The 12,976-nt window shown below is 55.5% G+C and carries 8 protein-coding genes; 4 read left to right on the forward strand and 4 right to left on the reverse strand.

What is annotated here, in order from left to right; genetic code table 11:
* The first annotated feature begins 252 nt into the window (after nucleotides 1-252).
* Both Poly41_RS19500 and Poly41_RS19505 read left to right on the forward strand, forming a co-directional pair.
* The gene (locus Poly41_RS19500) at nucleotides 253-1,533 is read left to right on the forward strand and encodes an HD-GYP domain-containing protein (protein WP_146528408.1); all 1,281 of its coding nucleotides are present in this window, start codon (nucleotides 253-255) and stop codon (nucleotides 1,531-1,533) included.
* Nucleotides 1,534-1,804: 271 nt separating this feature from the next.
* The gene (locus Poly41_RS19505; protein WP_146528409.1) at nucleotides 1,805-4,909 is read left to right on the forward strand and encodes a PVC-type heme-binding CxxCH protein; all 3,105 of its coding nucleotides are present in this window, start codon (nucleotides 1,805-1,807) and stop codon (nucleotides 4,907-4,909) included.
* Here Poly41_RS19505 and Poly41_RS19510 read toward each other — a convergent pair.
* On the reverse strand, nucleotides 4,901-5,716 hold the full coding sequence (locus tag Poly41_RS19510; protein ID WP_231615785.1) for a DOMON domain-containing protein: 816 nt from the start codon (nucleotides 5,714-5,716) through the stop codon (nucleotides 4,901-4,903). The genes Poly41_RS19505 and Poly41_RS19510 overlap by 9 nt on opposite strands.
* A gap of 111 nt (nucleotides 5,717-5,827) precedes the next feature.
* Here Poly41_RS19510 and Poly41_RS19515 point away from each other — a divergent pair, with 111 nt between their 5' ends.
* Nucleotides 5,828-7,954, forward strand: a complete 2,127-nt coding sequence (locus tag Poly41_RS19515) for a hypothetical protein (RefSeq protein ID WP_146528410.1) — start codon at nucleotides 5,828-5,830, stop codon at nucleotides 7,952-7,954.
* Here the strand turns inward: Poly41_RS19515 and Poly41_RS19520 are convergent.
* Entirely contained in the window at nucleotides 7,910-9,655 is a 1,746-nt protein-coding gene (locus Poly41_RS19520; protein ID WP_146528411.1) for a BBP7 family outer membrane beta-barrel protein, read from the reverse strand. The two genes, Poly41_RS19515 and Poly41_RS19520, sit on opposite strands and share 45 nt — an antisense overlap.
* Nucleotides 9,656-9,894: 239 nt before the next feature.
* A complete protein-coding gene (locus tag Poly41_RS19525; RefSeq protein WP_146528412.1) occupies nucleotides 9,895-11,037 on the reverse strand; it encodes a prenyltransferase/squalene oxidase repeat-containing protein in 1,143 nt (380 codons plus the stop codon).
* Between the two features lie 263 nt (nucleotides 11,038-11,300).
* Here Poly41_RS19525 and Poly41_RS19530 point away from each other — a divergent pair, with 263 nt between their 5' ends.
* A complete protein-coding gene (locus Poly41_RS19530; RefSeq protein WP_146528413.1) occupies nucleotides 11,301-11,849 on the forward strand; it encodes a hypothetical protein in 549 nt (182 codons plus the stop codon).
* A gap of 56 nt (nucleotides 11,850-11,905) precedes the next feature.
* On the opposite strand, the gene Poly41_RS19535 is transcribed toward Poly41_RS19530, so the two are convergent.
* Nucleotides 11,906-12,619 carry a PAS and helix-turn-helix domain-containing protein gene (locus Poly41_RS19535; RefSeq protein WP_146528587.1) on the reverse strand — a complete coding sequence of 238 codons (714 nt, stop codon included), beginning with the start codon at nucleotides 12,617-12,619 and terminating at the stop codon, nucleotides 11,906-11,908.
* Nucleotides 12,620-12,976: the final 357 nt, after the last annotated feature.

Genomic DNA, 12,976 nt, shown 5'->3' on the forward strand with positions numbered 1-12,976 from the left:
GACTCACTTTTCGAAAGCTGGATCAAGTCTTGGCGAACCCCAGAGTTCGAGACAAACGTACAGGCGTCGAGGCAGGTGACACGTTAGAATTGGCGCAAATACGTCACATTTGGGACAGAAAGTCACTGCGTCATTCAACTTCGGAGAGGGTATCGGTCGATTTCGATTCCCGTAGCCACGAAGGTTTACTCTGGGGCAGGAGTGAATCGACGCAACTTGATCCTCCTCTTTGAATCCCTTTTGGACTGCCCCATGTCAAAATTTTGTAGAGTTTCGATCGATACGCTTGTCGTTGGCGCTCGATTGCAAGCAGCCATTCCTGATCCAGACAATCCTCGCGTTAAGCTGTTGACCGAGGGAACCGAGGTTACGGAGGACTTTCTCCGACACTTACAAACGCGGGATATCCGCTCGTTGTTTTTGTCCGAAAAGGATGTCGCCGTGTTGGCCTCGTTTCAGCCACAGGGACGCAGCACCACGGTTCCGGCGGCCCACAGCTACGTCTGCTCTCACGCTATCAACGAGCACACGTTGTTGTTGGACCAGTGCATCGAAAACCTCAGCCCCTCGACGGTCAACGCTAATGAGATTGCATTCGCGTCGAGCGTTTGCAAGCTCGAAGACTGTCCCTACGACCACGACATGACAATCGCTTGGGCTGCCGAGTCGGGGGAATCGATTGGCGCCATCGGTGATGTCTTTTCCGAAGCGATCCGCAGCCCTCAAAAGTCGGCATCTCCGATGCACAAGGCGTGTCATGATATTTTGCGTCGGATGATGGAAGACGTGGATGCGTTGGTCTGTTTGGCCTGTTCGCCGCATGAAAGCGAATACCCAGCGCGGCATAGCTATCACTTGGCTGCGTTGGCCATGGCCATTGGCGCGCAGATGGCATTGGACCAAGCGACGCTGATCGATTTGGGAATCGGCTGTATGATTCACGATATTGGCATGAAGGCAGTCGGAACGGGGCTGTTTGGTAACGATCAACCGCTCACTCGAGGCCAACTGAAGCTATTGGCGGATCATCCGGTTCGTGGCGCCGACGTGATCGGGAAATTTGGCGAGCAGGTTTCGCTGGATTCAAGAATGGTGGCCTACCAAATCCACGAACGCTGTGATGGAAGCGGGTATCCGCGCGGCAGATCGGCGGATGAAATTCACCCGCTTGCAAAAATCGCTTCGGTTGCGGATGCGTTCATTGGCATGGTTTCAAATCGGCCTCATCGACCTGCGATTCAGGGATACCATGCGGTGGTAGCCATTCTTGACGAGATGAAGAAACAAAGATTTGATCCCAAGGTTGTTCGTTCCTTGTTGGAACTCACGTCACTGCATCCGCTCGGTAGTTTGGTGCAGCTGAGCAATGGATGCGTTGGTCGTACGATCCGAGCCACGAGTGCCGCCTTCGACAAGCCGACAATTGAGATGTGGTCCAGCCCCTCCCGAACTGGTCCTCCGCAGGTAGTCAATTTGGTGCAAGACTCGAGCATCCAGATCGTGCGAGCTCAGGCGGGGCTCGACGCCGCATAGTTTTGAGTTCGGCGCAGGTGATCTTTTGGACGGTGTATCCAGGGCGTTGCCCGTGGTACTCTGGTGGTGCGTCAAAACTTGATTCTCGGATTGTTAAGGGGTCAGGAGTCAATTGCCGGAACGGCCCTTTGGGTGCTTCGCACAATTGACTCCTGACCCCTTAACCCTAATTCTTGATCTTGACGCACCCCTAAAGAGCGTTTTGTCGATCCTCCAATTGATTTCGCGTCTGTCTCTCAGACTTTCCTCATCCTTTAGCGACTCCTCATCCATGCCGCTTCGCACCGTCATTTTGGCTTCTTCGTTTGTGGCGCTCGTGCTTTTCATTCCATCGGCTTGGTCGGCAGACGAGTTTCCTGTGCCGTTCAACACCGAGCCGGATGCTGCCGCGCCCGTGATGAGTGCTGAAGCGGCCGCCGCTGCGTTTGAGCTACCCCAGGGTTTTCGTGCATCGGTCTTTGCCGCTGAGCCCGATGTGATGAATCCGATCGCGATGGCGTGGGACAGTCGTGGTCGGCTTTGGGTTGCTGAGAACTTCACTTATGCCGAACGTTCACAGCGTTTCCAACTCGATCTGCGTGACCGTGTTGTGATCTTTGACAACACGAAAGGGGATTCCTTCCAAAAACGAACGGTCTTCACAGACAGCGTGCAAATGCTGACGGGCATTGAGGTCGGGCATGACGGTGTTTGGTTGATGTGTCCTCCGCAATTGATCTTCATTCCGGACCGCGACCATGACGACGTTCCCGATGGTCCCGGTGAGGTCGTGCTCGATGGATTCACGGTCGCTCAGCAGAACTATCACAATTTTGCCAACGGGATCCGTTTTGGACCTGATGGTTGGTTGTACGGTCGATGCGGCGGGTCGTGCCCCGGAAAAATTGGTAAGCCGGGAACCGCCGAAAACCGCCGCTGTGCAATCGAGGGTGGGATCTGGCGATATCATCCGACTCGAGGCGATGTTGAGGTGCTGACGGCGGGAACAACCAATCCATGGGGCCACGATTGGAATGAGGTCGGTGAGTTGTTCTTTTGCAATACCGTCAACGGACACCTCTGGCACATGATCCCTGGTGCTCATTTTACGCGTCCCTTCACGCTTGACCCGAATCGTCGTAGCTACGAACTGATCGATTTTCATGCGGACCATTGGCACTTTGATAGCGGACAAAATTGGACCAAGTCACGCGACGGAGCCGCGAACCCCTATGGTGGCGGGCATGCCCACTGTGGAACGTTGATTTATCAGGGCAACCGTTGGCCGACAACGTACAGCGGCAAGCTTTTTACGCTCAACTTTCATGGCCGCCGCGCGAATGTCGAACGTATTGAGCGAAGCGGTGGTGGTTATGTTTTGAAGCACGAAGACGATTTTCTGCTCGCCGCCGATCCCTGGTTTCGTGGGATGGATCTTTGCACTGGCCCGGACGGAAACGTTTTTGTGCTCGATTGGTCCGATACAGGCGAGTGCCACGAACACACGGGCGTTCATCGCCAAAGCGGTCGAATCTATAAGGTCATCCACGACAAAGTGGCTTCGCCAAGTGTTCCGGATGGAGACCGACTTGATGTCGATGTCCGCAAATGGTCCGAGATCGATTTGGCCGTGGCCCACACTCGAACCAATCGCTGGCAGCGGAGGCAAGCGCGGATGGAATTGATACGCCGTTCGATCGCTGGTCAGGATTTGGCGGTTTGTCTTGCAATCCTACGGCAGAATGTTGTCGCGGAATCCATGCAATCGTCCTTTGCCGTTCAGTCCTTGTTGACACTCCATGCCTGTGGTGCGACTGACCGCGAGTTTTTGGTTGAGCAGCTTGATCATCCCGATCCTTCCTTGCGGAGTTGGGCCATTCGACTGCTGAGTGAACCGTGGCCAATCGACGATTGTTATGGTCCCGATTGGAAAGGTGGCACCGCGTCGGATGGCTTCCATCGAATGGGAGTCGATTTGCTCGATCGATTTACTCAGCTTGCCCGCGAGGAGTCCAGCAGTTCCGTGCGGTTAACCTTGGCGTCAACGTTGCAGCGAATGCCTGTTGATTGTCGCGCTGCGGTGGCTCGCGAACTTGTTGCCCATCGAGTCGACGCCGATGACCATGATTTGCCACTGATGATCTGGTATGGCTTGATTCCGGTCGCCAAGTACGAAGCAACCGATCTTGTCAACGTTGCCACTCCTTGCCGGTTGCCAACGACGTTGCGATTGATCTCACGGTGCTTAGCCGAGGAAATTGAACGAGAGCCTGATGCGGTGAACGAGTTGCTTGTCAGCGTCACGGGTGCCACCGACGTCGCGTACCAGTCAACCGTATTGACTGGGATTGCCGAAGGGTTGAAAGGCTGGAAACACGCACCAAGGCCAGATCATTGGGGGCAAGTCGTGGCATTGAAAGAGGAGCGATTGCAATCGTTGATTCGCGAGTTGAGTGTCGTGTTTGGAGAGGGCCGAGCCATCGAGGATTTGAAGCGAATTGCCTTGGGGAGCATGAAAGATGCGACCTCTTCACTGTCCTACGAAACTCGATTGTCAGCCCTTGAAACCTTGATTCAAATACGCCCAAAGGATCTGCGCAGCATCTGCGAACCATTGCTTTCGGACGCTCGGATGAACGTGATCGCGGCGCAGGGTTTGGCCCTGTTTGACGATCCCAAGGTGGCGATCGCATTGATTCGTCGGTACGGCGCGTTTCGAGGGCCGGAGAAGCCAAAGATCATTTCGCTGTTGGCCAGTCGACCGTCCTTTGCAACGGCACTGCTCGAGGCGATCGAGCAGGGGAAAATTCCACGTGCGGACCTTTCTGCGTTCCACGTTCGTCAGATCCAGAGCCTGCAATCGAGTGCTCTGAATGATCGAATTGTCGAAGTCTGGGGGCAAGTCCATGACACGCCCGAAGAGAAACTGCAATCCATTCGCGAGTTAAAGGAAAGCTTAAGTGACCAGGTTTTGTTGCAAGCCAACAAACCTCGTGGCCGAGCCTTGTTTGTAAAACACTGCCAAAATTGTCATCGACTTTATGGTGAAGGCGGCCAAGTCGGTCCAGACCTTTCGGGAGCGAACCGAAACAACTTGGATTACTTGCTAAGCAACATTGTCGACCCCAGCGGTGTCGTGGACCGAGATTTTCGGATGTCTATCCTGCTCCTCGATGACGGACGTGTCCTCAATGGGCTGGTGACCGATCAATCCGATCGGACACTGACGCTTCAAACCAACACCGAATCGGTGACGCTCGATCAAGACACCATCGAAGATCAAAAGATCACCGACAAGTCACCGATGCCCGAAGGTATGCTTGACACGCTTTCTCGCGAAGAAATCCGAGACCTGCTGGGTTACCTGCGGCATCACAGTCAAGTCGCGTTACCGTGATTCCGAATCCAAACGTGCCTCGCCCCACATGCTCGGGTCCTCGGTGACCGGGTATTCCGGTCCTAAGGCGAGCGTTTGCCATCCCAATTCGCGGTCGACGACGGCGTAGTAGAGCCCCACGCGTGGCTGATCAATGGGATCGTAACCGGTTAACGATTCGCTGGGGATAAAACCCGAGAGCAGGTACCCATCGTGTCGAGGGTAGGCCGCAATTTTCAGCGATTCCGAGGGAATCGGTTTTGGGTTCGCTCTGGCTCGGTTGATTGGAATCCACGCGGTAACCGGCCGTTCACGGTTCGCGCCACCTCCTGATGGCATCCATAGAAAACGATGGCAGAACTGAGTCGCACGATGGATTCCGGGGCTACACCGCGTGTCGATCCAAAGATGAAATCCATCGCTGTCGTCGAGTCGTGAATCACGGCACCATGGCAATTGTCGTTTGCCGGTCACGCTGACGTGAATTCCAATTCCCGATGCATTCCATGCCATGCGAACATCGGCAAAGACCTTGCGACCACTTAACGCCCCGAACGAGGGCAGTCGACAACGTTCGTCGAGGGACAAGCCTTTGCTTGTCCATTTCAATTCATCATGGCAAAGCGTTACCTCGAATCGGAACAGGAACGACGGATCGATTAGCGATTGGGGTTGCGTTTCGGCCAGCGGTTCGGTTCCTTCGTTTAGGCAGCGTGCATTCGCCAGATAACGGATAGCTGGGCAACCAAAATCGTGCCCACCTTTTATGAAACTATCGCCTTCGGTGGCCAAACAAAAGGGGATTGAACGACGGAAAGGGGTCGGCATCCGTAGGTCTCGTCCTCGCAGTACGGCCTGGTTTGAGGGGACCCGATACAAATGCTCGAAAATAGACTACATTTATGGCGTATGTTTTTGACTCGAATCAAGGATTTCTTCTTGAAATTTCTACTCGCGCCCGCTTTAGGGTTGGCCATCGGATGCTCGCTCGTCGTGACGGTCGTTCTTTCACCGGCTGCTAGGGCGGGTGTCGTCCCCGAGAATGTGATGGTCGTCGTAAACGCCGACTCGGTTCCTTCTCGTACTCTGGCCAACCACTACTGCGAACTTCGCGATATTCCCACCAATAACGTCATTCTGCTCGACGACGTCCCCAAGGGTTTGACAATTGAATTGTTAGACTTCAAGGAACGGATCTTGATGCCCATCCTCAAGACGCTTGATGAACGCGGATTGGCTGCTCAGGCGAAGGTGATCGCCTACTCGGCAGGTTTTCCTGCGGCAGTGAAGATCGACGAGCATACCGCAAAGTTGGACGATTCGACCGCTAAAAAGTATCAGTTGCCGACCGCCTCGCTGACCGGTTTGACCTTTTTCTACCGGTTCATTCTCGCAGACCAATTCAGCTATTTGGGGTGGGAATCAAACCTCTACGCACGAGGGAAGTTTGACCGAACCTTTCGCAATCCGTTCTCCGGCACGGAAGCAGAGGAGTTTGACAAGGCCATCACGGAGATGGCAAGCGGCGATGCCCCGCAGGCTGCGGAGACACTCAAACGGCTACACGGTTCCCATTTGACATTGAGTGCCGTTGCGATCAAATCGGCGGAAGCCTATTCCGCGGCCGATGATCAGGATGCAGCCTTGTTGATGCTGAAGAAGGCAATCGCGGCGGGTTGGAGTTACCCACGCTATCTCAAGGAAACCCCGGCACTCAAAAAGCTATCGACTGAACCTGAGATCGCAGCGGCCATGGAAGGGATGGCCAACATGCCGATCTCAATGCAAGGTCCGGTGGGGTTCTCTGCCTTACGCGGGTGGATGGCATCGGGTGAAGCGGTCCCCGTCAACCAAGGCGGCGTCTCGTATCTGATGTCGTGCATGTTGGGCGCAGTCTACCCCAATGGCAGTTCGATACGTCAAGCCGTCGACGTGCTTGATCGTTCTGCAACGTGCGACCGAACGTATCCCGACGGCGAGTTTCTTTTTTCGCTGACGGGTGACGTCCGCACCACGACACGAATGCCCGGTTTCGCCGACGCCCTTGTCTACCTCGCCGAACAGGGCAAGACGGCTAAGATCACTCGTGGCTCGTTGCCGACCGGTAAAAACCGGGTGAACGGCTTGATGTTGGGAACTGCGACGTTTGATTTGCTAACGAAGAAATGGAGTTTCGCTCCAGGGGCGATCGCAGAGAACTTGACGAGTCTCGGAGCGGCCTACACGACCTCATCGCAAACGAAACTGAACGAGCTACTGCATGCGGGGGCCGTGATGAGTAGTGGTTCGGTGACGGAACCTTACTCGTTGCAGTTCAAGTTCCCTCATCCGATGATGTACGCCTATTATGCGGAAGGGGTCACGGCGATCGAAGCGTATTACTTGTCGATCACGTCACCTTACCAAACGCTGATTGTTGGCGATCCGCTGTGTCAACCGTTTGCTCGACCGCCAGTGGATCAAGTGGACATGTCGCTTCAGTCGGCCGTGGGCGCAGATGCACAACTCGTGAACACCGTGCGAATTCGTCGTAGCGAAAAAACCGCCTCGGTGGATGCGAACCCCAAGCCGACAAAAGCCCATCATGTTGAGCTATTCGTCAATGGAAAAATGATGCAGGTGGCACGCCCGTTGCAAAACTACAACCTGCGATTCCCTGCGAAGTTGTCCGGAGAGCTGGAAATCGCGGTTGCGGTCTCGGGGAACCATCCCGCTGAACCGATGATGCGTTTTTCGCAATCCTTCGAGGCGCCGGGCGATTTTGCCGTTCCCGTTTTGAAAACGGAGTTCGATCCCAAGGAATCCCTTCGATCCGTTGTCGATGTCCAATGCGAAGGTGCCGACTCGATCGAAATTCAATACTTTGCCGATACGATCGCAACCGTTTCGGGCCAGAAGGGATCCGAAACGATTGATCGAAGCGTGTTAGGCGACGGACCGCTGCGGTTGCGAGCGGTCGCCGTTTTTGTGGGCGACGATGGCAACGCCATCGCGAAGATCCAAGGCAAACGAGTCGTCGTCCTACCAGTTGAAATCGAGTCCGACGTAACCACCGTGCAGGATTAGCGAATCGTTGGCATCGATTTGGCGACTCGACTCAACGCTGTCGTAGGCATGATCGAGCGACCCCGCCGTTGTCGCAACGCCGGTCATGCCCATCAATCGATAGCCACCGCGAAGCGTCCATGCGTTGTTCAGCCGAGCACCTAATCCGAGGTCTAACTCTCCCATCGTCGCAATCGACGTATCGGAGGACTCCGTGTTGATCAATTCGGCTGTCGAGCCGGTGACATGGGCATCGACGGTGGTGGTACCGATACGGTGCCGCATTTCGACATCATTGCTATAGATGCCGAATTTTCCCCCCAGACCCAAGTGGAATCGATTGCCGATGCAATAGGTCAATCGCGAACCAAATTGGTAACCATACAAGTTGTTGTCAATATCGAGGTTGCTGTAGAGGTCTTGTGCAGCAAAGCCTGCTAAGCCGTCAACGTTGGCCGCGAGTTCGAGCTCGTCTTCAAGTTGGAACCATCGGAATCCGTGACTCGTTTGCACTCGCACACGGCCTGTGGTGCTGCGGACAAGGGGGCCGGTCGAGCTACCGTACCCATAGCATCCGCTATTGAGTCCCAAGGCTGCGCCGAGTCCCGTGCCTGCGCTGCCTTCGCTACACAGTCCAGCAGCCCGCTGTGCGCCCATCAAGCCAAAGCTGGCTAGATTGACTTCCACGCCCTGAAAACGCATGTCGCGACGCAATCGGTAAGCGTCTGCCAACGCCATGTGGTTGTACACGGTATCGTACGTAGCTCCACCCGTGGGGTCGATGGAGATGGCGTCCCAGGCATCGATCGCCACATGGTAATCGCCAGCGGTAGGGGGCGCGATCCGCGACTCTTCGCTACTTGGGTCAAAGAACAGGTAGCTAACGCTCAATCCAAATCGCGCGTCGTCGAGGTAACGGCCGCCGAAAATCTCAAATGCCGCACCACTGTCCGAATCGACCTCACTCAGGTTTAACGCTTTGGCGCCATCTGCAGTCCAAGCCAAAATGCTGCGATCGGAATGGTCTTCGACGTCCAGCATCAATACATTGAATCCGCCAAACCAGGGGTTCAGGGGAGGACGTGTCGGAGTGCCGCAGTTGGACGCGGGATTGTATGCCGGCCCAGCAAAGTGTGGAGCTGGTTGATAGGGTGGCCCCATCGCTGGCGTTGGCCCCATTGGGGGCGGTCCCAGCTGCTGCATCGGAACGCCGTTCTGCGATTGCAAAGGCTGGAACGGCCTGCCGTCGTGAGTCGTTGGAAAAACCATCTCCTGTCCCGGCATCGGAACCGCTTCCGGATGCGGCATCTGATCACTTGGTGATGCAGTGGCCTGCGATTCGTCATTCGGAGTCCCGGATGCTTGCGGGTCAGGGACCGGCATTGCAGGCGGCAATAACTCTGCCTCGGGCGGCGACGTTGGCTGTTCCGTAGGGGGCGAGTTCCGTTGGGGCGAGGGCAACTCACTGAACGAATCGGTCGGTTCGGCGAGTTCCGCGTCTTGGCCTTCGTCGCCGCTTGCTGTTTCCTGATTTGCGGCCGTTGAGATCGTTTGTAAGACGTTTTTGGCCGTTGACTTGACCGAATTGAATCGACTCCATTTCGATGGTGGCTGATAGCCGTCGGGCTGTGCCGCATTCTGGGCTTGGACAGCCGAGCCAACCGTCATCCCGACGGACAATCCCAGCGCGATCGCCACACACTTCAGTAAACTGGTCTTCATCAGTCGGCCTCCTATGCCTACGTTCTGGCCACAACCGCGCCAAAGCGATTAAACGCCATTGTCAGAATCGGCGATTCAGGCGTTGCGACTGTGCCAGATACCGAGGGGGAAGCGATGTTCGCAGTTCGGCAAAGCATAGAATAGGAAAAACACTTCGAATTCGCCTAAGTTATCGCGTTCGGAAAAATAGGGGGACCTTTGCCAACCGGCAAAGTTTGAACTCAAACAGCCATCCCTCTCTAATTGGGCCGGCAATAGGCCAGGGCCAGCAACGAATAGGCGGTAACCAATTGCCGGTCACCTTCCATCCAGCGGTCACTTTTCTTGTTGACCCACGATCCGTCATCCTGTTGCTGAGCGATCAAGGTATTCGCCAACTCGGCTCGCCATGCGTGGGGATTGCCAGCGGCGTCATCCAGCACTTCCACCCCTGCCGCATCGAGTGCTTTGGCGAACGTGTGATAGTAGTAGTAAAGGCCAGCGTTCCCCATTCCAGGGTTGCTCTCAAGCGAGTAGGTATTGCGAATGAACTCCATGGCTGCTTGGACGCGTGGGTCGTCGGCGGTCAAGCCGGCGTAGATCATGCTCCTCAACCCGGCATAGGTCATCGATCCATAGCTCCGCAGACCGCCCGAATCGCTTTCTCCGGCCATGCTTTGGCCCCCAGCGGCCGGCGTGTAGTAAAAACCACCATCCCCCACTTTGCCTGCAAAGTCCGTGTCGTTCCCTTCGTCTGACAAATTCTGTGTTCGCAGCACGAACTTCAACGCTTTTTGAATCGCTTCATCCTCAGGTCCGTTGCCCAAATCGTGCAGCGCGTCGAGAAAGAAGGAGGTGTTCGACAAATCGGGGCGTTTGTGCTTGCCGTATCCCGCACCACCATAGGCCGTATCGGACGTTTCGGCGCCTTCTCCTTCGTCCCATTGCATTCCCTTCAAGAACAACTCGGCGCGTTTGAGGGCGCTGTCGTATTGGCCGTCTCGGTTGGATCGCACCAAAGCACCGACGGCGACCGAGGTTTCGTAGTTTTGATGCAACGAACCGGTTTCGTAGATCCCACCATCCCCTTGGAACTTTGATTCGAGGTACTTGAGCGCATTCTGAATGACCGGATCGTGGATCGCTTGAGGCCGATTCTTCAAGATGGCGTCAACGCAAAGCGCCGTCACCGCAGCTCCCGTTTCTCCGCTAAAGGACCCATCCGCTGCCTGACCGCGTGATTGGAGGAAATCGATCCCGCGGTTAACCGATCGGTCGATGGCCACTGCTAGGGCAGGGCCCGTGTCCGAACGGGAATCGCCCCCAGATTGCGCATGGACGGTGAGGGCAAATCCAGTGAACGAAATCGTGAGACAAAGCGTGACGGCGATCAAGCGATACATGAGCAGCTTTCGAGTGAAGGATTGTTTTCAATTTCGGGGGTAGCGTTGACGTGAAGGTGCGAAAGGAGTGCCAAACTTCGTTTTGATCCCCACAATGGTCATGGTCGGACGCAACGACGCCTCCATTTTATCGAGTCAGGCTAGATCGATGCAGTCGCTTGACCTCCGAATCCGAAAAACAGCAAGGGTGTACACGATTGAGTTGCCATCGCTGAATTGCTATCGCGTGGATTGGCAAAACGGAGGCATTCGACCTTCTTGAAATGCATGATATGGCCTTGTACCGTTCTCACCGAATCGACAAGCCGACTCCTTTTCACCAATACCGGGTGGATCCATGTCACGCTGCGCGGCGGAATCCGCTCAACGAAGCGAGGACGTCCGGCCCCGACGAAAAAACGGCCGACGGCGGCGGATTTTCCGCCTCGGCCAATGCGCTCCATCGTGTTGACGAAGCTCACGCCACGAATCCCACCTCGTTTGTTGGTGAACCGTCGCAGCCCTGTCAAACGGCCCAACCCTTTCAAACGGCTCAGCCCTATCAACCGGATCAGCCAAGTGCGGCATCCCATCAGGGTTGGTTGCACCGACATGGCGAGGACCTGGTTCAGCAGTTGCAGCGTTGGGCCGAGGATCTCGATGCTCGCGAAGCTCAACTCAATGCCCGAGCAGCACTTCAAGAACACCATGAACGACAATTCCGCGTTCACAAGCAAGCCACGCTGACGGATCTTGCGGAGCAAACGCGGGCGGCCGAGCACGCCCAGTCCGAACTCAGGGCACAGGCTCGCCGCTTGGCTTTCGAGTCCTGACGGAAGGATGCTTACGGCAATGGGGATGGCTGGCTTCGATCAATTCAGGGGGACCGCTATTTCTTATCCGCTTTGTCGGATGAAAAACGCTTTAGCTTCGCGTCGCTGAGTTCCAATCCAATCGACGTGGTCAAGGTCACCAAGTTGGCTTGTCCATGCAGTTTTAGCTTCTTGCTGATCGAATCTTTATGACGTTCGATCGTCTTGGGGCTGCGGTGCAGCACCGCAGCGGCTCTTGGAACACTTAAACCATGGCCAAGCAACACCAAGACTTCCAGTTCTCGCCGCGTCAATACCTGGAGCGGCCCGAGGCCAATGTACTGAGTTTTCACCGATTCAATCTGCGGTTCGGTGCTTCCGTGATGCGATTGATCCGCTGTTCTTGCTTGAGTGACCACAATCACGCGGTTAAACGGTGGCGTTCGATCACGGATCGGCCAAACCGTCGATTCGATTCGCCGGCCATGGTAGATGTGGCAGAGGGATAACGGCTTACCCTCTCTCAAAACGCGGGCGATCAGCTCAAGGCGTTCGGCAACAAATTCAGGTGGATGGAAGTCGCTGATTCGTTTGCCTTCGTAGTCGATGTCACTCGACTTGCTAAAAAGTACCTTCGACGTATCGTTGACGAACAGCAGCCGGCCTTCCGCATCCGTGATACTGACGCCCACGCCGGGGGTTCGCGAAAGTGCTCTCCAGATCGATCCGGGATCAAGTTCGGGAGGGTCGATTCGAGAACGGAATGTCGCCGGTGCCGATCGATGATGCATCGGATCGTTGGACCTGCCGGAGGAGCTTGTGTCGGAATCTCGGTCGGAAGAAGTCATCGGGCATGGCCGAGGGGAATCGGTTTCCTTGGCACAAGAGTAGCGGAAAGCTTACAAATCGGCTCTCGGAATAGGGGAATTGCCTTATAGGCTTGCATTCGATGCCTACTGATAATAGTCGATGATCAGGCACAAACCAATCGCAGGCACGGTTGGCCACCAGCGACAACCGCTGGAATGTGGCAGGGTAGGAGATCCAGCCCGACCTGGAATTCTAGATGGCGAGGTGGCCCCGAGGGGCAGGTGGCCCCTCGCCTTTTTTGATGGGTTGTTGCAGTCCAGCACTGCTAATGCGCACAA

The organism is Novipirellula artificiosorum, assembly GCF_007860135.1.
In the GTDB taxonomy this organism is placed as follows: domain Bacteria; phylum Planctomycetota; class Planctomycetia; order Pirellulales; family Pirellulaceae; genus Novipirellula_A; species Novipirellula_A artificiosorum.